Annotated in this window: 18 protein-coding genes; 8 read left to right on the forward strand and 10 right to left on the reverse strand. The window is 63.4% G+C overall.

The genetic code is table 11. The features are described from left to right. Positions 1-3: 3 nt before the first annotated feature. The gene (locus RA20_RS24670; protein WP_082018009.1) at positions 4-1287 is read right to left on the reverse strand and encodes a caspase family protein; all 1284 of its coding nucleotides are present in this window, start codon (positions 1285-1287) and stop codon (positions 4-6) included. 380 nt (positions 1288-1667) lie between these two features. On the opposite strand from RA20_RS24670, the gene RA20_RS12535 reads away from it, so the two are divergent. Continuing rightward, positions 1668-3344, forward strand: coding sequence for an adenylate/guanylate cyclase domain-containing protein (locus RA20_RS12535; protein ID WP_152618513.1), 1677 nt, complete (start codon positions 1668-1670; stop codon positions 3342-3344). A gap of 222 nt (positions 3345-3566) precedes the next feature. Continuing rightward, a complete protein-coding gene (locus RA20_RS12540; protein WP_039129108.1) occupies positions 3567-5642 on the forward strand; it encodes a bifunctional sulfate adenylyltransferase/adenylylsulfate kinase in 2076 nt (691 codons plus the stop codon). 95 nt (positions 5643-5737) lie between these two features. Here the strand turns inward: RA20_RS12540 and RA20_RS12545 are convergent, their stop codons facing one another. After that, positions 5738-6139 (reverse strand): response regulator, encoded by a 402-nt coding sequence (locus RA20_RS12545; RefSeq protein WP_039129110.1) that lies wholly within the window; start codon positions 6137-6139, stop codon positions 5738-5740. Then, the gene (locus tag RA20_RS24675) at positions 6123-7586 is read right to left on the reverse strand and encodes a sensor histidine kinase (RefSeq protein WP_152618506.1); all 1464 of its coding nucleotides are present in this window, start codon (positions 7584-7586) and stop codon (positions 6123-6125) included. The genes RA20_RS12545 and RA20_RS24675 overlap by 17 nt, the downstream gene beginning before the upstream one ends. A 101-nt stretch (positions 7587-7687) precedes the next feature. On the opposite strand from RA20_RS24675, the gene RA20_RS12555 reads away from it, so the two are divergent. After that, complete coding sequence (locus tag RA20_RS12555; protein ID WP_039129115.1) at positions 7688-8431, forward strand: substrate-binding periplasmic protein; 744 nt, start codon at positions 7688-7690, stop codon at positions 8429-8431. A 78-nt stretch (positions 8432-8509) separates the two neighbouring features. Here the strand turns inward: RA20_RS12555 and RA20_RS12560 are convergent, their stop codons facing one another. The 4 genes from RA20_RS12560 to RA20_RS12575 all read right to left on the reverse strand — a co-directional run bounded on the left by RA20_RS12560 (position 8510) and on the right by RA20_RS12575 (position 11426). Further along, on the reverse strand, positions 8510-9394 hold the full coding sequence (locus RA20_RS12560) for a PhzF family phenazine biosynthesis protein (protein ID WP_039129118.1): 885 nt from the start codon (positions 9392-9394) through the stop codon (positions 8510-8512). 124 nt (positions 9395-9518) lie between these two features. Continuing rightward, positions 9519-10706, reverse strand: coding sequence for a hypothetical protein (locus RA20_RS12565; protein ID WP_152618507.1), 1188 nt, complete (start codon positions 10704-10706; stop codon positions 9519-9521). Between the two features lie 76 nt (positions 10707-10782). Beyond that, positions 10783-11007: a DUF1150 family protein gene (locus tag RA20_RS12570; RefSeq protein WP_039129122.1), complete on the reverse strand. Its 225-nt coding sequence runs from the start codon at positions 11005-11007 to the stop codon at positions 10783-10785. Positions 11008-11012: 5 nt separating this feature from the next. Then, the gene (locus RA20_RS12575) at positions 11013-11426 is read right to left on the reverse strand and encodes an Hsp20 family protein (protein WP_193748212.1); all 414 of its coding nucleotides are present in this window, start codon (positions 11424-11426) and stop codon (positions 11013-11015) included. A 182-nt stretch (positions 11427-11608) separates the two neighbouring features. Here RA20_RS12575 and RA20_RS12580 point away from each other — a divergent pair, with 182 nt between their 5' ends. Next, on the forward strand, positions 11609-11833 hold the full coding sequence (locus RA20_RS12580) for a YdcH family protein (protein ID WP_039129125.1): 225 nt from the start codon (positions 11609-11611) through the stop codon (positions 11831-11833). 274 nt (positions 11834-12107) lie between these two features. On the opposite strand, the gene RA20_RS12585 is transcribed toward RA20_RS12580, so the two are convergent. Further along, positions 12108-13157 (reverse strand): helix-turn-helix domain-containing protein, encoded by a 1050-nt coding sequence (locus RA20_RS12585; protein WP_206540110.1) that lies wholly within the window; start codon positions 13155-13157, stop codon positions 12108-12110. Between the two features lie 143 nt (positions 13158-13300). Between RA20_RS12585 and RA20_RS12590 the strand changes: the two genes are divergently transcribed. The 4 genes from RA20_RS12590 to RA20_RS12605 all read left to right on the forward strand — a co-directional run bounded on the left by RA20_RS12590 (position 13301) and on the right by RA20_RS12605 (position 17766). Further along, positions 13301-14368, forward strand: a complete 1068-nt coding sequence (locus tag RA20_RS12590) for an alpha/beta hydrolase family protein (protein WP_152618508.1) — start codon at positions 13301-13303, stop codon at positions 14366-14368. A gap of 177 nt (positions 14369-14545) precedes the next feature. Next, on the forward strand, positions 14546-15802 hold the full coding sequence (locus tag RA20_RS12595) for a uracil-xanthine permease family protein (protein ID WP_193748837.1): 1257 nt from the start codon (positions 14546-14548) through the stop codon (positions 15800-15802). Between the two features lie 406 nt (positions 15803-16208). Further along, the gene (gene purE / locus RA20_RS12600) at positions 16209-16697 is read left to right on the forward strand and encodes a 5-(carboxyamino)imidazole ribonucleotide mutase (RefSeq protein ID WP_039129129.1); all 489 of its coding nucleotides are present in this window, start codon (positions 16209-16211) and stop codon (positions 16695-16697) included. Beyond that, positions 16690-17766 (forward strand): 5-(carboxyamino)imidazole ribonucleotide synthase, encoded by a 1077-nt coding sequence (locus RA20_RS12605; protein WP_039129130.1) that lies wholly within the window; start codon positions 16690-16692, stop codon positions 17764-17766. Before purE ends, RA20_RS12605 begins: the two co-directional genes overlap by 8 nt. 186 nt (positions 17767-17952) lie before the next feature. On the opposite strand, the gene RA20_RS12610 is transcribed toward RA20_RS12605, so the two are convergent. Both RA20_RS12610 and RA20_RS12615 read right to left on the reverse strand, forming a co-directional pair. Then, positions 17953-19101 carry an alpha-D-ribose 1-methylphosphonate 5-triphosphate diphosphatase gene (locus RA20_RS12610; protein WP_039129132.1) on the reverse strand — a complete coding sequence of 383 codons (1149 nt, stop codon included), beginning with the start codon at positions 19099-19101 and terminating at the stop codon, positions 17953-17955. After that, the gene (locus tag RA20_RS12615; RefSeq protein ID WP_039129133.1) at positions 19098-19877 is read right to left on the reverse strand and encodes an alpha/beta fold hydrolase; all 780 of its coding nucleotides are present in this window, start codon (positions 19875-19877) and stop codon (positions 19098-19100) included. The genes RA20_RS12610 and RA20_RS12615 overlap by 4 nt, the downstream gene beginning before the upstream one ends. Positions 19878-19899 lie beyond the last annotated feature (22 nt).

A 19899-nucleotide genomic window follows, 5' to 3' on the forward strand; every position in this document is an offset into this window, starting at 1 on the left:
GGCCTAGCGACACCCCAACAGCTGTTCCTGCGCCTTCAGCCGGCTGACCTCATCGCGCTCTGCGGCGCTCAGCGGCACTTCGCCAGCGCTCATGCCGGGAATGCAACCAGCATTGGAAAATGCTGCCTGCCCGCGCGCGCTCTGAAAACAGTAGCCGCGGCGGGCAAAGATCGAATTGCGCTGAAACCATAGCGCGTCGCACTGATTCTGCCCAACAGGCGCAGCGGCGCTGGCGGCGGCATCCTTGCGGATCCAGTTTGAATGCGCCCAGCCCTGCAGCCCGGTTTCCGTCCGCACTTGCAGCCAGCGCCCGCGCTGCGCCAGAACCGCCAGCCGCGTGCCCTCCACCATCTTGGCCAGCCGCCGTGCACCCGACGTGGTGCCATCGCGCAAGGCCAGGAATCCGTCGCCGTTCGGATCCAGGCCCGAAACCCGGTAATCAAATTGCTGCGCCCGCGGCCGGATCTGCCCGGAAGGCACCGCCTGAACCGCGACACCAGCCGTGCCAGCCGGGTCCGGCGCGGCCTGCCCGCGTGCAGTCAGAAAGACCTCATCGATCAGCGAGGAGTTTTCCCACGGCACCTGGCTGCCGCCGGTTTCTGACACCACATCGGCCCGCACCCGCCGCATCATCGCGTGCAGGTCCTCATGGCGCGGCAGATGCCGCAGCAGCGCCGCCGTGAACGGGCTATTCCTTCCGCTGCCGTCCAGCGCCACGTTGCCTGGCTGGGTGGAAAACGCGATGTAGGAGCCGACGCCAGCATCCACCCGCGCCAGCCCCCGCGCTGCGCCGCCCAGGCTGCGCGCCGCCATCCGCGACTGGAATGGATTGTTCCGGCAAGCATCCAGCACGATGATATTGCGCCCGGCACGCAGCTCCATCTCACGAAGGATCGCCTGCAGACTCACCGACGCGGACTTCAGCTCCCGCTCAACCGATCCTGCAACGTCAACTGGTAAAACAAAATTCTCCGCCCCTAACTGCACTCCGTGGCCGGAAAAATAGAACAGCGCCGTGTCGTCCTGCTGCAATTGGCTTGTGACCTGCTGGGCCAGGCGCAGGGTTTCCCGGCGGCCCAGGTTGTAGCCGTCATGCACTTCAAACCCGATACCGCGCAACGCCGCCGCAATATCACGCGCATCCCGCTCTGCGTTGGGCAGGTAGGAGGCGTTTTGATAGTCAGAATTGCCCAGTACCAAGGCGATCCGCCGCCCGGCCTCCGCCAGTGGCGCCGACCAAAGCAGCGGCAGAGCGGCTAGCAGCACGGCCTTCAGAAAATTCAACACTGTATCAATCCCTGTTAAACCAATGCCCGGTCAACGTGGCACAGGCCCCGTGGCGCAATCAAGACACCCGCCCGGGTCTAATGCCGCGCAGCGGCAAATACGCACAGCTGCAAAGCCCGCACATGTTTCCCGCGCGGCCGAAAGCCAAAATCAAAGATCTGAAAAGGAAGTGAAAGTCCGCAAGGCCAAGATTGCGTGTTAAGAGAAGAAGCTGAAAGCAGCCCAGAAGGCACTTAAGAAAGCGGCATAGTCCTTTCACCAGCTGGCGCATTGGCAGACTCGCAGCACCGGGTACGCTGCGCCTGCCGGCAGTCCCGCCTTGACCACTTCACCTACCGCAGCCAGTTTGGCACCGCAACATGCAGACAGAAGGACATACCGTGGCAAGCGCGCTTTGGCAGGGCAATTGGATCAGCCGCACCCGGATCATTACCGGGCTGGTGCTGTTTGCCTATGCCTTCTTCCATTTCCTCAACATCGGCTTTGGCTTGCTGTCCCCGGCCTGGATGGACGAGTTTCAGGATGCCCGCCTTCTGATCACCCGCAGCGCATTGGGCAGCACCGTCCTCTATGCCTCGCTGATCCTGCATGCCGGGCTGGCGCTGTGGAGCCTGGCCCGCCGCCGCAGCCTGAAGATGCGCTTCAGCGAGGGCCTGCAGACCGTTCTCGGCTTTCTGATCCCGCTGCAGCTGCTGAACCACCTGGTCTTCACCCGCTACTCGCATGAGATCTACGGCACCAATGACGAAATGCCCTATGTCATCGTGCTGATGTGGAACTCGCCCGAAGCCGGGCAGCAGACCGCGCTGTTGCTGGCGGTCTGGATCCACGGCTGCATCGGCCTGCATTACTGGCTGCGCCTCACCCGCTGGTGGCGGGCACTGCTGCCCTGGATGACAGGCCTGGCAGTGTTTGTGCCCGGCTTTGCCCTGGCCGGCTTCCTGACCGAAGGCCGCCGCATCTACGGACTGTTTGTCGAAGGCAGCCAGCGCCCGGCGCTGATGGAGGATTTCAACTGGCCCAGCAACGAGGCTTTTGACGAACTGTTCCAGATCAACAGCAGCACGCTGACCGGTTTCCTGGTGCTGCTGGGCCTGGCCGCGGCCGCCCATGTATTTGGCCGGCTGCTGCGGCGGCGCCGGGCAGTGCGCATCCGCTATGCCTTCGGCCCGGAGATCCGCGCCGAGCGCGGCATGACGCTGCTGGAGATGTCTCAGGCCAATGGCGTTCTGCACACCTCGCTGTGCGGCGGCAAAGGGCGCTGCACCACCTGCCGAGTGGTGGTCGACGAAGGCGTCGAGACCCTGCCGCCGCCATCGCCGGACGAGGCCCGCAGCCTGGCGCGTGTCAAAGCGCCCGCCAACATGCGGCTCGCCTGCCAGATCCAGCCGCAGGCGCCGCTCACCGTCACCCGCATGTTCCGCCCCGACGGCAGCAAGGGCCGTGCCCATGCCAGCCAGGGCAGCGAGCAGCAGCTGGCAGTGCTGTTCCTCGACATGCGCGGCTTCACCGCCCGCACCTCCGGCCAGCTGCCCTATGATGTGGTGTTTCTGCTGAACCGCTTTTTCGATGCCATTGTCCCTGCCATCACCGGCGCAGGCGGCACAGTCGACAAATATCTGGGCGATGGTCTGCTGGCGCTGTTCGAAGCGCCTGCCCCTGACCGCTCCGCCCGCGCTGCGCTGGACGCCGCCGCGGCTGTCGGCACTGCGCTGCAGGATTTCAACGCCGGCCTGCCCGACAGCGAACCGCACATCCGCGTCGGCATCGGCATCCATCTGGGCGAGCTGGTGCTGGGCGAGATCGGCAGCGCCGCCCATGCGCCGCGCACCATCATCGGCGACAGCGTCAACACCGCCAGCCGCCTTGAGGCGCAGACCAAGGAACTGGGCGTCGAGCTGCTGGTCTCCGCCCGGGTGCTGCAGGCAGCCGGCTATGAGGCAGAGGGATTCGCCCTGCAGACCTTCCAGCTGAGGGGCGTTTCCGCGCCGCTCGCCGCCCTGCCGGTGGAACAGGCAGCAGCTCTTCCCCGGGTGCTGGCCGCGGGACAGCGTTAAGCCGCCTGCCCGCCTGACAGAACAGGCGTTTTCCCTTTCCTGCCGCTGCTGCGCAACAGATCCGGGCAGGCAAGCAACAGGGGAACAGCCTGCCCCGCCACCCGCTCCCGTTGCAACGATGCCACGCAGGCAGAAATCCGCAATTTGACTGAATTAGGGCTTTGCTTCCGCTGCGATCCATGCAATGCGTTCACGCGTGAACACACTTTGAGACAGTGAACAGTGCCCGCCGACGTTTCCCCCTCAACCCCGGATGAGGAAGACCTGCTCTTCCGCCTCCTGCGCCAGCTCGACACCGAGCCGGACGCCTCGCAGCGGACCACAGCTGCGGCGCTGGGGATTTCGCTCGGGCGGCTGAACACTCAATTGCGCCTCGCCGCGGATTCCGGCCTGATCACCATTAGTGACCGCCCCGGCCCGGACAAGCGGCAGCGGTTTGCCTATTCGCTGACCACCCGGGGTGCTGCGGAAAAAGTGCGTCTCACCGATCAATTCCTCGCCCGCAAGCTCGCTGAATACAACGCGCTGCACGCGGAACTCACCGGCTCCGCAAGCGGACTGCCCCCTCTCAAACACAGGACCCATCCAATGCAAAGCAACCTGGCTCCCATTCCAGAGCTCTATGTCTCTTACGAAAGCGCGCAGAAACTGAAGGTCGAAGCAGCAGACCTCGTCAGCTGGGACCTGACCCCGCGCCAGATCTGCGACCTGGAACTGCTGATGAACGGCGGCTTCAACCCGCTGAAAGGCTTCCTGACCGAGGCCGATTACGACAGCGTCGTCGACTCCATGCGCCTGGCCGACGGCACCCTGTGGCCGATGCCGATCACCCTGGATGTGTCCGAAGACTTCGCCTCCAAGCTGGAAGCGGGCCAGGACATCGCCCTGCGCGACCAGGAAGGCGTGATCCTGGCGACCATGACCGTCACCGACAACTGGACCCCGAACAAAGCAAAAGAAGCTGAGAAGGTCTTTGGCGCCGATGACGACGCCCACCCGGCGGTGAACTACCTGCACAACCAGGCCGGCAAGATCTACCTGGGCGGCCCGGTGACCGGCATCCAGCAGCCGATCCACTATGACTTCCGCGGCCGCCGCGACACCCCGAACGAGCTGCGCGCCTACTTCCGCAAGCTGGGCTGGCGCAAGGTTGTTGCCTTCCAGACCCGCAACCCGCTGCACCGCGCCCACCAGGAGCTGACCTTCCGCGCCGCGCGCGAAGCCGAAGCCAACCTGCTGATCCACCCGGTTGTCGGCATGACCAAGCCGGGCGACGTCGATCACTTCACCCGCGTGCGCTGCTACGAGGCGGTGCTGGACAAGTATCCGGCGGCCACCACCTCCATGTCGCTGCTGAACCTGGCAATGCGCATGGCCGGCCCGCGCGAGGCTGTCTGGCACGGCATCATCCGCAAGAACCACGGCTGCACCCACTTCATCGTCGGCCGCGACCACGCGGGCCCGGGCAAGAACAGCCAGGGCGAAGACTTCTACGGTCCCTACGACGCGCAGGAGCTGTTCCGCCTGCATGAAGAGGAAATCGGCCTGAAAATGGTGGACTTCAAGCACATGGTCTATGTGCAGGAGCGCGCCCAGTACGAGCCCAACGACGAAATCGCGGACCGCGACAATGTCACCATCCTGAACATCTCCGGCACCGAGCTGCGCCGCCGTCTGGCGGAAGGCCTGGAAATCCCGGAATGGTTCTCCTTCCCGGAAGTGGTGGCCGAGCTGCGCAAGACCAAGCCGCCGCGCTCCAAGCAGGGCTTCACCGTGTTCTTCACCGGTTTCTCCGGCTCCGGCAAATCCACCATCGCCAACGCGCTGATGGTCAAGCTGATGGAAATGGGCGGCCGCCCCGTGACCCTGCTGGACGGCGACATTGTTCGTAAGAACCTGTCGAGCGAGCTGGGCTTCTCGAAAGAGCACCGCGACCTCAACATCCGCCGCATCGGCTATGTGGCCTCTGAGATCACCAAGAACGGCGGCATCGCCATCTGCGCCCCGATCGCGCCTTACGCCACCACCCGCCGCGCTGTGCGCGAAGACATCGAGTCCTTCGGCGCCTTTGTCGAAGTGCACGTTGCCACCTCGATCGAGGAATGCGAGCGCCGCGACCGCAAGGGCCTGTATAAACTGGCCCGCGAAGGCAAGATCAAAGAGTTCACCGGCATCTCCGACCCCTACGACGTGCCGCAGAACCCTGAGCTGTCGGTCGAGACCGAGAATGTCGACGTCGACAACTGCGCCCACCAGGTTCTGCTGAAGCTGGAAAGCATGGGTCTGATCTCCGGCTGATCCGGACGGCAGCGCGAGAAAAGAGAGCGGCCCGCCATTTGGCGGGCCGTTTCCGTTTGCAAGGAGCGCCAGCCCTGCCCCGCAAGGCCTAGCCGCTAATCCGAAGTGACCAGTTTCACAACCTGCTCGATGTGCTCCACGGACAGAGGTTTGTTGAAGAACTCCTTCACCACCCCAAAACGCTTGGCCCGCTCCCTGTCGTCCGGATTCAGCGAGGTTGTGAGCATGATCACAACGTTTTTGGCGAAACCGCCGCCGATTTCCTGGGTCGCCGCCTCCAGAAACTCAAACCCATCCATTCTGGGCATGTTGATATCCAGGAAAATGATATCAACCTCCAGCTCAGGGTTCGCCTTCAAATGCTCCAGCGCCTCATCCGCAAAGGTAAACACCAGGACCTCTTCCACCAGTCCCGACTTCTTGATGGTCCGCAGGTATTGACGCTGGTCGATCTCTTCATCGTCAATCAGGATCGCCAGCCTAATGGGCTTCGTCATCTAAACTCCTTGGGAACTTCAGAATAATGGCCGTTCCGCCATCAATTCCGTCTTCTATGAAAATGGTACCGCCATGATTTAACATCACACGGCGGCACGTGGCCAAGCCTATTCCCGAGCCCTCATAGTCGGACCGTGCGTGCAGCCTCTTGAAGAGGCCGAATATTGTTTCGCGGTACTCCTTTGGAATACCGATACCGTTGTCGGCCACCCTGAACACAACATCACTGGCACTGACCTCAGCGGTCAGGCGCACAATGGCTTCCTTGCCCGGCCGGCGGAATTTTACTGCATTGGCAATCAGGTTCTGAAACAAAAGCCGCAGCTGCGCCGGCTGGCCAAACACCGCGGGCAAGCGCCCCGCTTCAATGGTTGCGCCTGCCGCCCGGATGTCTGCCGCCAGATCCTTGGACACCTCCTCGACCAGTACTGAGACATCAACGGTTTCAGCAGAAAATCCGCCCTGGACAAGCCGCGAGTACCCGAGGACATCATCAACAAGCGCGCCCATCCGCGCATTTGTGGCGCGCATGTCTCCCAGTACTTCCAGCCCATCTTCGTTTGGCACGCCGTCTTCAACCAGCTCATCGATCAGCATCGCCATGGTATTCACCGGCGACTTCAAATCATGGGAGAGAGCATAGGTGAACTCCGCTTGCTCACGGTTAGCATTCCTTAGCTGTGCGACATGCCTTTCCGTTGCCTCGCTCCACCGGTTGATGGCTCTTTCAAGGGTTTCAAACTCGGACCTGCCCCCGCCGCCTGGAAATGCCCGCACCGCTTCCAGTGCCAGCCTTTGCCCTTTCGCCTCCGGGTCATAGCTGCTGGCAAATCTGGACAGGGCGGACAAATGCCGCCCGACAAGGCGCTGGAAAATCAACAGGATTGCAAAACTCACAACCGCCGTTTTCAGGAAGTTGGTTGCCAGGATAACAAGCGCCCGGTTCAGCACCCTGCCCCAAATGCGTGAGTAATCCGCATAAATCACCAGCGAACCCAGATTGTCCGTTTCTCCATTCACTTTGCGCAGAATGGGGAACTCAATACGGTAGCCTGCCCCGGCCGCTCTCCCGGCAGCGGGGGCTGATAGCCCGGCACCGGAGATTTCCACACTGCTGACCCCCTCGATCTGGGCGATACCGGCAAGCTGGCTCTGGATAAGGCTTTCATCAAGCAGCCAGACGCTTTCGGCAAGGCTGGGCAGTATCGACACTTTTATCCGGTCCAAAGCCGCGTCCTGATCGCCTTTTTCCCGGTGATAATCAGCACCCAGCTGGATGAATGTCATGAAAAGTGCCAGCACCGTGCTGCACAGGATCGTCCAAAAGGCAAACCTGCGTCCGACAGTGCTGCGCAGCCCTTCAGCCCACGCGGATGCAAGAGACCAAGGTTTCCGGGAGGCGGAAGAGGCCGCGGGCTGCCTGTTTTGATCGTCAACGATGGCCAACTCAGTATCCTTTTGCCCTCGTTTTGACTTCTCCCGCGGGTTGATATCACATTAAGCGATTCCGGTTAAAGAGTAACTTAGCCTCACAAAGGAGAAGCTCAGTGACAAAAATTGCACCGTTTCTGCTCAGCGCCCTGTGCGCGGCAACCACGGCCCAGGCCGAAGAATTGAATTTTTGCTACGACCCTTATCCGCCTTACACTATCGGCACATACGGCCCGGCCAGCAATGGCTTGAAAGTGGAACTGCTGGACGCCGTCACCTCCCGGATAGAAAACCTGACCGCAACGGTCACAATCCTGCCGTGGAAAAGATGCCAGCAAGAGGCCCGCAATGGCGCCGTGGACGGCATTCTGCCGCTTTTTCCCAACCCGGAGCGCTTGGAGTACATGGCGTTTACCGACGGTACATTTGACGAGCAATCCGTCCTGTGGCACCGGCCGGACCAGTTCGAAGACAGTTACGTCTGGGATGGCGGTTTCAGCGCCATCTCGCATCTGCGCCTCGGGATGCTGACCGGCTCTTATGTCGATGAGGAAATGGAGGCCGCTTTTGAAGGCCGGCAGGGCATAACCCGGGCCAGGGACATCCAGACCCTGATGGAGCTGCTGGTGCTTGGGCGCGTCGACCTTGTTGCTACGGATGCTGCTGTCGGGCGCCATATTCTTGAGATAAACGGCTGGCAGGGCCAGGCACAGCGCTTGGCCAGGCCGGTGGCCAGCCGCACATCCCATTTCGGGTTGTCAAAAGCCTCCGGTGCCTCCCGGTACCTGGAGGATTTCAACAGGGCGATTGCAGCCCTGCACGCGGAAGGGGCGATCGACGCAATCCTGTCAGGCGAATAGAAGTTCCCTGCAGGCTGCAGCAATAGGGCTGCCCCCTGCGGGTCAGACCTTAGGGGCCGCTCCCTGGCGGCGGCCATCCTAAACGCCGTCCGGCAAATCCACCGTGCCGCGCATCAGCACAAAGCCCTCGCCGGCCACCCGCACGCCTTCGATGGCATCCGCCGAGCCAACCCGCGTCACCCGCGCTTGGCCGGGGCGGCCAAGGCCATGGCCCTGTTCGGCTGTGAACTCCGCCTTCCGCATCAGACCATGCCGCCACAGGTATGAGGCCATGGCGCCAGTGGCCGAACCGGTGAACGGGTCTTCCGGCGGGCTTGGCGGCGCCATCAGCAGGCGCGAGAACGTGTCGCCCGCCTCAGATGCTCCCTCAAGCACCACCAGGAAGGGCTCCATCATGTCGATGCCGTCCGCACCAAGCGACTTGCCCAGCGCCGCCAGCGCCTCCAGGTTCAGCTCTGCGGCTTCCAGCGCAGCACGGTCCTTCAGAACCGTCACGCAGAACGGCAGCCCCGTCGAGACTTTCTGCGGCCGCCCTACGATAGCCTCAACCGGCAAAGACACCGCCGCGGCCACCAGATCCGGGTCGGCATAGGGGCCGAACTCCGGCGCCACCTGGGTCATCTCGATCAGACTGCCCTCCAGTGTCACCGCGACAATCCCGGCCCCGGTTTCCAGCGTCAGGCTGTCCCCGTCAATCAAGCCCCGGTCCCGCATTGCTGCCACCGTGGCGATGGTCGGATGGCCGGCAAAGGGGATCTCGCGGCTGGCCAGGAAGTACCGCACCTTCACATCCGCCGCGTCCGAGGGCCCGGTAAAGGTGCATTCCACCAGCGAGGTCTCCCGCACGTAAGCGGTGCAAACCTCCACCGGCAAATGCGCGCCGCCATGCACAACAGCGCAGCCATTGCCGCCAAAGGCGCGGTCCGAGAACGCGTCCACCCAGTCGAAATCAAACGTGTTCATTGTCTTATTCCTTTTGAAGGTTTCCCAGTCGGCACGGCCTTCGTCCACCGCTTCATGCCGACAGCGTGCGGCCCCGACAGAAGCAGCTGAAGGTTCTGTCGGTAACCGGCAAACGCGGCCTTGATCATTCTGGCGCCCCGCCTTTACCTTCCGCAAACGCTTGCGCCGCTTTTCCATTCACGGCAAGGCTGTAAAACTGCTGCTCGAAGGCTTTTTGCGGGATCCCAAAACTCGCCTGGAAAGCTTTCTCAGGCCGTTTGCCTGCACCAATCTGGCGCCAGTATTCGAACAAGGACCGTTCGCCGCTGCGTTCCGCCAGCAACCGCGCGGCAAAATGGGAGGTCTGGTAGGCGTGCGCCGACGACAAGGCCTGCTTGCTGGCCAGGCTCCGCAGATCGCGCGGGGTTTTGGAAATGTCCTGCCGCAGGCGTTCAAGCGATGGCCTCCGACGACCGGTAACGGTTTCCATATAGCGTGCATCAACAACCTGGGCAGCGCCTTCAACAAGCCATGCCGGCCCCATCAGGTGAAGATACTTCCGCGCGTTGCGCGCCGAAGCGCGGCCGCCGCTCAGTTCGGCCTGAACGAGATGCATGTATTCGTGTGCCAAAACGGGTCCCATCCAGAGCCGGTTGCGCTGCAGCCATTTCGCAGTTGGCGCCCTTTTGGTATCCCAGCAAATATACAGCCAATCCGGAAAGGCCGCGGCATGAAACGCTTTCCCCGAGCAAGCCCGGTTGATCGCATTACCCAGTGTCATCTTTTCTGCCGGAAGCTCCCGCATGATCCATTCCGCGTATTGATTAACTGTCCAGGGGTTTCCAGCCGCGGCAATACCGATGTTGCCTGCCAAGGTGATGCCGTGGCGGCGGGCAAAATGTTTGCGGACGGAGGCTAAATTGCGCAGCACCGCCTGCTCTACCGCTCGGGATTCCGCGTGGATGACAGGTTTTTGCTCCGACGGAAGATACATCGCCAGGCCAGGATCAAGCGCTGTCAGTTCCCGGCACCAATGGATCGCCGTTTTTTGGTTCAGCTTCGGCAGCCTTGCCAGTTCCCGCCCGAATTCCGGGCGCCTGTGCGCCACCATTTTGCGCCAAGCGGCTCGGGTGCGCCTGTCCAGCGCCCCGCTGGCCGGGCCGGGCGCATAGCCCAGATGCCGCAGTTGGCTACGCAGGCAATCTGCAAACGGGTCTGCAGCAGCCGGGGCTGCCAGCACGGCAAAACCCAGCGCGGCGGCAAACAGCCGGAGTCTCCGGAACATGAAAGGATCTCCTTGAAACGAATAGATCAGGGGCTCGCCCCGAAACAAATCAGGCCCCCAAATTGGGAGCCTGATGCAGTAAAAATCAAGTTTTTTCAGGCAGAAACCCGGGATTACTAGCCTCTCAGTGCACCGCGACCGGTGTCAGGTCGTGCTCCCGCGCCAGCAGGAAGGCCAGGCGGCGGCCGGCCACCAGCGCCAGCTGGCTGCCCTCGGCGTCATGCACCGCATAAAGCTGCTTATGGCCTTCGGCGCTTTCCTGCAGCTCCTTGGGCAGATCCGCCACCGCAACCGGTTTCACATAGACGGTGCGGTCGGCGCCTTCTTTGAAGTCAAACGGTGTATGCATTGCTCTTACCCCTTTCTGATATTGATCGTCTGGACCACGGTTTCGGGCCGCGCGCGCGTGAGATCCACATGCAGCAGCCCGTTTTCCATCACCGCCTCGCCCACTTCGACACCATCGGCCAGCACGAACATGCGCTGGAACTGGCGCGCCGCGATGCCGCGGTGCAGGAACACCCGCCCCTCGCTGTCATCGCGCTGGCGGCCGCGGATCACCAGCTGGCGGTCCTCGACGGTGATCGCCAGATCCTCTTCGGCAAAGCCGGCCACAGCCAGGGTGATGCGGTAGGAATAGTCGGAAGTCTGTTCGATGTTATAGGGCGGATAGCCTTCGTTGCCCGATTTGGCCGAGCGTTCCAGGAGGCGTTCCAGCTGCTCGAACCCCAGCATGTGCGGGTAGGAGCCCAAGGTAAGTTTCGACACGTGTGTTCGTCCTTTATGCCAAAGCGACGGATGCGTGCGGCCCCGGTCCCGGCAGCCGCGTCCAAAAGAATATGGGTGGTTCCTTTTGGATTCACAAGAGCATGTGCCTATAGGTCTAGCGGAAATGCGGTTAACGAAGTATCTTCGGCGGTACTTCATTCATCAGCTTTGCAGAGTCGCCCATGAATGCACCCACAGATGTGTCGATGAAGACCGATGAGGTCCTGAAAGTTGAGCTGGAGGTTTTCCGCAGGCAGCACCGTGATCTGGACGAGGCGATCAGCGCGCTGGAAGAGCGCGCCACCTCCGACCAGCTGACCATCCGCCGCCTGAAGAAGCAAAAGCTCATCCTCAAGGATAAGATCGCCTTGATCGAAGACCGGCTCACCCCGGATATCATCGCCTGACGCCGCGCCGGTTTCCCGGCGCCGCAGCCCCTGCGCCGAAGCTGCCAGGGCGTGAGCTGCAGAACGCAGCACTTCCCCGGAACGCAAATTCTCCCGCCCCCTCCCGGGTGCAGCATAGCTGCCCCCGAAGGCGTTGGGCATGGCAGCGCGCCCGGTGGCGCGCTGCGGCACCGCCGCTTCGCCAAGGGCCTCTCCGGCAGCATGCTCCTGAACAGGCACAGCCGCCCTGCTGCGCTTGGATCCTGCCCCCCCCTCCTGCCGGGGGCACTGCGCGTCAGCGCAGCCCGGCAGGCCGCTGTGCAGGTTGCGCCTCTTGCGCCTTCCGGTAACCGGCCGGTGTCTCGCCGTAGACCCGCTGGAACTCGCGGTAGAAATTGGAGCGGGACAGGAAACCAGATTGCGCTGCAATGGCAGTGACGCTTTCGCCGCTGCCTGCCAGCAGGCTTGCGGCATGGGCCAGGCGGAAGCCGTTGATGTATTGCGAAACATTCTGCGCCTGCGTCCCGTTGACCGCAGCTGAAAGCTCCCGCGCGGGGACATGCAGCCGTTTCGCCAGCCGCTGCAGCGACAGCTCCGGATCCAGGTACAGCTGCTCCTGCTGCAGCAGCCGGCGCAGCCGCGCCTCCAGCGCCTCTTCCTGCCTGGCCGCCACCCTGGCAGGCCGCGCGGCTGCCTGCGGCGGTGCAAACAGCAGCGGCAAAGCGCAGAGCGTCGCCAGCAGCATTGCAAGCAGCGGCACAGTGCCGGCCGAGATCAGCGCGGGCACATGCAAACCGCCCCAATAGGCAAAATCCATGGCAATGGCGCTGTCCAGCAGCAGAACGAACAGCTGCAGCCCGGCCGCCCGCAGCGTCCAGCGGTTCAGCGCAGCTGCACGGTCCAGCCGCGCCTGCGCCAGCGCATCCGGCCCCTTGCGCCACAAGCGCAGCAGCGCTGCCGCATAGATCAGGTAGCTGGCGCTGATCAGCCAGTCCAGCTGACGCAGATCGGCGACCAGCAGCCAGAACAGCGCCAATGCAGCCAGCGGAGCAGACAGATGCAGCACAGCCATGCGCACCAAGGCCCGCTGCTCCAGCGCCAGCGCCGCAAATCCCAGGTAGAGCAGAGGTCCAAAATACAGCGGCATCAGCCGCTGCAACGGCAGCACCGTGCTGATGCCATAGCCGAATCTCAGCCCGACCAGCAGCGACGACACGGCGCTGAGCACAAAGAAGGCCGAGAACAGCAGATTGGCCCGGCAGCAGCCCAGCCTTGCCCGCCAGACCAGCCCCGCCAGCACGCTGCACAAGGCTGCTGTAAGCACAGGCAGTGGAAAGGTGAGCATAGCGGGGCTGTCCATCTGTCCTCGATCCCTGTCCGGCTGTCCTGCATCAGGTTCCAGGACAGCTATAGGCCGGGAGTGCCCTTGCTGCAATTGCTCCAGCGTCCCAGCTTGCGGCAGGTCTGACACAGCAACCGGAGACCCTGATGACATCCCTGCTCCCCTCCCTGGCCCGTATCAGCGGCCTGACCCGAATTGGCGCCCTGGCCTGTTTCTGCCTGGGGCTTGCCGCTGGCGCTGAGGCCGGCGGCTATGACCCGGGATTCCGGCAACTTGAGGTTCCGGCAACCGAAAACCGCCCGCGGCTGCAAGGCTTTCTGTGGTATCCGGCGGAAGACAGCCGGGAGCTGGCGCCCATCCATGACAGCAAGGTCTGGGAACCGGTTCCGGTGGCGAAAGGCGCAACGCCCGCCGCAGGCCGGTTTCCTCTGGTGGTGCTGTCCCACGGCCTCTACGGCAATGCGCTGAACCAGAGCTGGCTTGCCGCAGCACTGGCCCGGCAGGGATTTGCAGTGGCCGCAATCAGCCATCCCGGCACGTCGACGTGGTCGCGGGATCCGGAGCTGAGCCGACAGCTCTGGCAGCGGCCGCGTGATATCTCCCGGCTGATCGACTATTTGCTGTCGGCGCCGGAAACCCGCGGGCTCACCGACCCGCAGCGGATCTATATGGCAGGGCATTCACTGGGTGGCTTCACTGCAGCGCTGCTGGCCGGAGCGCGCTATGATGCAGAAGGACTGGAACGGTTCTGCACGGCCGCGCCGGATGATCTGGTCTGCAGCATCCTGAACGGATGGCAAGTGGCGCAAACACCAGAGGACCGCCAGGAAATGGAAGCCGACCTCTCCGATCCGCGGATCAAGGCGTTTGCGCTGTTCGACCTTGGCGGCACCCAAAGCTTTGCACCGGAAAGCCTTGCCGCGATCCGCCGTCCGCTGCTCATTTTCGGCGCGCCGGTGATGAACTCCGGGCTGACGCTGGACCGGGAATCCCGGACTTTGGCCGCTGCGCTGCCTGCGTCCGGCAGCCGCTACATTGAACCGGAAACGCTGGCGCATTTCGACTTCCTGGGCCAATGCAAGCCCGGCGGTTTCGAAATCCTGGCGCACGCCGAACCCGGCGACGAGATCATTTGCGCCGGCGGCGGTGCGGAACGGGCCGCCAAGCACCAGCAGATCATCGCCGAAGTGGCCGCCTTCTTCAGCCAGCCATAAGGAACGGAGCCGCCGGCAGCCGCAAGGCTGCCGGCGGCTCTTACCGGATGGTCAAATCTGCGGAATCGGGCTAGGAGCGGTCTGATTGTTTCCGGGCAGCCTGAGAAGGCCTTCCGGAACAAGCCTCTGAACAACAAGACGAGCCTGCAAATGACCGCTGCGAGCGAACAGATCCCCATGCCCGACGCCCAGGGCACCGACTATAAATTCTCCCCAAGGCAGGCGCTGACCGGCGCCCAGATGCTGTTTGTTGCTTTTGGCGCGCTGGTGCTGGTGCCGCTCTTGACCGGGCTGGACCCAAGCGTTGCTCTGTTCACTGCAGGCATTGGCACGCTAATCTTCCAGATCGTGACCCGCGGCCAGGTGCCAGTGTTCCTGGCCTCCTCCTTTGCCTTCATCGCCCCCATCATCTACGGCGTGCAGACCTGGGGCATGGCGGCGACCACCGGCGGGCTGGCGGCAGCGGGCTTGCTCTACGTGGCGCTCAGCTTTGCCATCCGCGCCTTTGGCGCCGGCTTCCTGCACCGGCTGCTACCGCCAGTGGTGGTTGGCCCGGTGATCATGGTCATCGGCCTGTCGCTGGCGCCGGTGGCCGTCAACATGGCGACCGGCCTCGCGGGCGACACCCAGGTGATGCCGCGCAATACCGCCCTGCTGCTGGCCGCCATTTCGCTCGGCACCACGATGCTGACCGCGATCCTCGGCCGCGGCATCATGCGCATTGTGCCGATCCTGGCAGGCGTCGCGGCGGGCTACATTGCCGCCCTGATCCTGGGTGCCGTTTCCGGCGAAAGCCTGGTCAGCACCGCCGCCGTTGCAGAGGCCCCCTGGTTCAAGGTCCCCGGTTTCGTTGCTCCGGAATTCAATCTCGCTGCGATCCTGTTCATCCTGCCGGTAGCCATAGCACCGGCGATTGAGCACTTCGGCGACATCATGGCGATCTCCAGCGTGACCAAACGCGATTATATGGAAAAGCCCGGCATCCAGAACACCATGCTAGGCGACGGCCTGGCAACCGCGGCCGCGGGGCTCTTGGGCGGGCCGCCGAATACCACCTATTCCGAGGTGACCGGCGCGGTCACCCTCACCCGCGCCTTCAACCCGGCGATCATGACCTGGGCAGCTCTCTTTGCCATTGCACTGTCCTTCGCAGGCAAACTGTCGGGCGCGCTCTCTACCATCCCGATGCCCGTAATGGGCGGTATCATGATCCTCTTGTTCGGGATGGTAACTGTGGTGGGCCTCTCGGTGCTCGCAAAACTGGGTGAAGCGCTGTCAGAAGCACGCAACATGGTGATCATCTCCACCGTGCTGATAATCGGCCTCGGCGGGCTGACGCTTGAGTTCGGTGAGGGCTTCACCCTCGCAGGCATCGGCCTCTCCGGCGTCGCGGGCCTGCTGCTGAACCTGATCCTGCCGCAGCAGCGGGACTGATCCCGAAAAGACGCGGGGCCGCGCAAGCGGCCCTGCGCAGCGCTCCTCAGGTTTCAGGTGCCGGATGTGCGCCACATGCGCGGCAATTTCTTCCCGGGTGAACGTCGAATGCACCCGCCGGGTTGAGGCCGGATGGTTCCCCAGCCCCAGCGGCAAGCCCCCCGCAGGCCGGGCAGACATCGTGCAGAACGCGTTCCAAAGGTTCCGTTCAAAGGGTCTGCTCACAGGCGCGGCACCGCGGTTTCCACAAGCGGGCGGGAGCCGCTCCTTACTATCAGCCTGCGGTATAGCGCCAGCCCCCGGAAAAGAAGGCATATCGCGCTGTTTTCCCGTCCAAGCCACATTGCGAAAATCGCGGCTTTGCCTATAGTGCGCGCTCCACAAGCCGCGACAGGAGCCACCAGCCATGGCCGACATCAAAGTGGGCATCATCATGGGCAGCCAATCCGACTGGCCCACCATGAAGGAAGCCGCCAATATTCTCGATGAACTGGGCGTTGCCTATGAGGCCAAGATCGTCTCTGCCCACCGCACCCCGGACCGGCTGTGGAGCTACGGCAAATCCGCAGCAGACCGCGGCTTGCAGGTGATCATCGCAGGCGCCGGCGGGGCTGCCCACCTGCCCGGCATGGTTGCCTCCAAAACCCGCGTCCCCGTTGTCGGCGTGCCGGTCCAGACCCGCGCGCTCTCCGGCGTCGACTCGCTTTACTCCATTGTGCAGATGCCCAAGGGCTTCCCGGTCGCCACTATGGCAATCGGTGCCGCAGGAGCTGCAAACGCAGGCCTGATGGCCGCAGGCATCCTGGCATTGCAGGATCCCGCTCTGGCCGAACGCCTCGACGCCTGGCGCGAAGCGCTCTCCGCTTCGATCCCCGAGGAACCCGCCGATGACTGATACCCTCGCTCCCGGCGCCACGATCGGCATCCTCGGCGGCGGCCAGCTCGGCCGGATGCTTTCGGTCGCGGCCTCCCGTCTCGGCTTCAAGACCCATATCTTTGAACCCGGTGCCAACCCGCCCGCAGGCCATGTCGCTGACCGCGTGACCACCGCAGGCTACGAGGATGCCGACGCGCTTGCCGCTTTCGCCGCCTCGGTCGATGTGATCACCTATGAGTTTGAAAACATCCCGACCTCGGCGCTGGACCTCCTGGAATCGCAAAAGCCGATCCGCCCTGGCCGCGAGGCGCTGCGCATCAGCCAGGACCGGCTGACGGAAAAGACCTTCCTGCAAGACCTGGGCCTGCAAACCGCTCCTTTTGCCGACATTACCGACCAGGCCAGCCTGGATGCCGCCCTGGCAGAGATCGGCGCACCGTCGATCCTGAAAACCCGCCGCTTCGGCTATGACGGCAAAGGCCAGGCCCGCATCAAGGTACCGGAGGATGCAGGCGAAGCACTGGCTGCCATGGCTGGCGCGCCCTCCATTCTGGAAGGCTTCGTCAGCTTCAGCCACGAAGTCTCGGTGATCGCGGCCCGCGGCACCAGTGGCGAAATCGCCTGTTTCGATCCCGGCGAGAACGTCCACCGCGACGGCATCCTGCACACCACCACCATCCCCGCGCGCCTGAGCCAATCGCAGCGCATGGACGCGGTGCTGATGGCCGGCAAGATCCTGAATGCGCTGGATTACGTCGGCGTGCTGGGGGTTGAGCTGTTCGTGACGCCCCAAGGCCTGATCGTCAACGAGATCGCCCCGCGGGTGCACAACTCCGGCCACTGGACCCAGAACGGATGCACCGTGGACCAGTTCGAACAGCACATCCGCGCCGTTGCGGGATGGCCGCTGGGCGATGGCCAGCGCCACTCCGATGTGGTGATGGAAAACCTGATCGGCGATGATGTGGACCGCATCCCGGAGCTGGCAAAGGAAGCCGACTGCGCTATCCACCTCTATGGCAAGGCCGAGGCTAAGCCAGGCCGCAAGATGGGCCATGTAAACCGGGTGCTGAAACCGCAAAGCTGACGTCTGCGGCTTGGTCCGGGGGCGCCGCCCCCGGACCAAGGACTGACTTGGGGCTCTGCCCCAAACCCCGGGAGTATTTCTGACCAGAAAGAAGCGGCAGGGCCCAAAAACGAGGGCCTTGTGAAAGCGGCTCCGCCGGTTTCGCGCGCCGCAAAGAGGGCCATCCGGCCTGATGCGCGGCGCAGCTTACCTCAGGAACCTGGACGCAACATCTCCCGACATGTAACTGACCCGGCCGCCGCAAACAGTTGCAGCAACTCTGCGGGTTTCCTTGTTCAGCACCAGGATATCTGCCCGCTTGCCCGTCTCCAGCCGGCCCCGGTCCTCAAGCCGCAAAACATGCGCCGGGCCTTCCGACACCAGTTTCCAGGCGCCCGCCAGATCCAGCACCCCGGATCGCGCCAGCATCAGTGCAGCGCGGCGCGGGCTGGGATAATGATAGTCCGAGGCCAGCGCGTCGCAGAGTCCCATGGCAATCAGCTCAAGAGCGGATGCGTTGCCCTTATGTGAACCGCCCCGCACCACATTGGGCGAACCGAGGATGATGCTGTCCCCTGCCGCCCGCGCGGCCTCTGCCGCGTCCAGCGTTTCCGGGAATTCGCAGATACGCGCGCCGCGCTCCCGCCAGACAGCGCGGTCTTCGGCCGTGCGGTCGTCATGGCTGCCGAGCTGCACACCCTGCGCGGCCAGCTCGGCGCACAGCGCCTCTGCATTACCCGGCACCTCGCTCCGCCGCGCATGCATATCCTTCAGCATCTGCCAGTGCGCCTCTGGATTCCGCCCGGCCTTCAGCGCCTGGCCGGTAAGGCGCGGCGGCTTTTTGCCCTGAGACAGGCGGTCATGCGGCAAGTGGTCATTAAACACCACATAAGGCACCTGCCAGGCAGCCACTTTGGCGGCCAGTCCGGCATAATCCTCCAGCATATGAATCTCGAACCGAAGCTGCGGCAGCAAATCGGTGACCAGGCTGGATCGCACCGCCTGGATACCTTCAAACACCTGCGCGGCGAACTCCGGTCCGCGCAATCCGCCCTCCCAGGAGTAGAACTGCGCCAGAACCGCGGTGGTGATGCCATTGGCCGCCAGCTCTGCCTCGGCAGCCACGATGCCTTCCCCCATCTGCTTCATCGCCCCCCGGCGCGGCGCCAGATGGCGTTCGAAACCGTCACCGTGCAGATCGACGATCCCCGGCAGCAGCAGATAGCCTGAAAGGTCCACCGCCCGGCCCGCTGGCGCAGCAACGATCTTACCGCCGGCAAAGGCAATTTCCCCGGATGTCTCCAGCCCATCCGGGCACAGCACATCGCCGCCTTGCAAGGTCAGTTCCAGCGTCATTCCTCAGCCCCCCGGGCGCAGCCGCCGTTCAGCTGGCAAGCCTTTGCAATAATCTCTTCCGCGGCGTCCAGCCAGCTCAGCGCAGGCTCAAACCGGCCCTGCTCCAAGAAATGCAGCGCCTGAGCCATCACCTGCGGGTTGTTCATCATGTATGTATGGGTGACAGGCAGGGTCAGATGCGCCGCCATACCTTCCACCTTGGTGCTTTCCACCGAAACCTTGCCGTCATCCGGTCCCGGAATGAGATTCGAGAAAACCGGGTTCAGGGTTTCGCTTCCGGCAATCACGCCGAGTTCAAAAGCCACCGGCGGCAGACGTTTCGGCAGGCTGTCCACGCCAGTGCCCAGCTGCAGCCCGGCAGGCCCGTTCAGGTAGCCGAACACCTCCCAGTCCCCCAGCTTATCCACCAGCTCACTGCCCTGATTGGGCGGCCCCATCATTACGACCCGGCCAAGGTTGCGCAGCTCATTTTCCTGCAGCCAGTGACGCAGCAGGATACCGCCCATGGAATGGGTTACCACATGGGTTTTCTGCGCCCCGCAGGCAGCAAATGCATCGGGCAGCACGCTGTCCGCCAAGACCTCCACCGGCTCTTCGGTTGACGGGTAGCCAGGCCGCACAACGGAGTAGCCCCGCGACTGCAGCACTTCCTCCATCACTACAAAAGACGCCTCGGAGCGCGCCAGCCCGTGCAGCAGAATCACGCAATCCGCGGCGGCAGGCAGCGGCAGCAGCGCCGCAGCCGCGGCAAGGAAGGATTTCAGAACATCACGCATGACGCCCAGATAAGCGCAAGCG

Source organism: Leisingera sp. ANG-Vp, from assembly GCF_000813725.1.
GTDB lineage: Bacteria > Pseudomonadota > Alphaproteobacteria > Rhodobacterales > Rhodobacteraceae > Leisingera.

Coding starts and splice junctions, on each gene's coding strand:
- RA20_RS12545 (WP_039129110.1), bottom strand. CDS start 6,139: ATGACGAAGCCCATTAGGCTGGCGATCCTGATTGACGATGAAGAGATC.
- RA20_RS12560 (WP_039129118.1), bottom strand. CDS start 9,394: ATGAACACGTTTGATTTCGACTGGGTGGACGCGTTCTCGGACCGCGCC.
- RA20_RS12570 (WP_039129122.1), bottom strand. CDS start 11,007: ATGCATACACCGTTTGACTTCAAAGAAGGCGCCGACCGCACCGTCTAT.
- RA20_RS12580 (WP_039129125.1), top strand. CDS start 11,609: ATGAATGCACCCACAGATGTGTCGATGAAGACCGATGAGGTCCTGAAA.
- RA20_RS12585 (WP_206540110.1), bottom strand. CDS start 13,157: ATGCTCACCTTTCCACTGCCTGTGCTTACAGCAGCCTTGTGCAGCGTG.
- RA20_RS12590 (WP_152618508.1), top strand. CDS start 13,301: ATGACATCCCTGCTCCCCTCCCTGGCCCGTATCAGCGGCCTGACCCGA.
- RA20_RS12595 (WP_193748837.1), top strand. CDS start 14,546: ATGCCCGACGCCCAGGGCACCGACTATAAATTCTCCCCAAGGCAGGCG.
- purE (WP_039129129.1), top strand. CDS start 16,209: ATGGCCGACATCAAAGTGGGCATCATCATGGGCAGCCAATCCGACTGG.
- RA20_RS12605 (WP_039129130.1), top strand. CDS start 16,690: ATGACTGATACCCTCGCTCCCGGCGCCACGATCGGCATCCTCGGCGGC.
- RA20_RS12610 (WP_039129132.1), bottom strand. CDS start 19,101: ATGACGCTGGAACTGACCTTGCAAGGCGGCGATGTGCTGTGCCCGGAT.
- RA20_RS12615 (WP_039129133.1), bottom strand. CDS start 19,877: ATGCGTGATGTTCTGAAATCCTTCCTTGCCGCGGCTGCGGCGCTGCTG.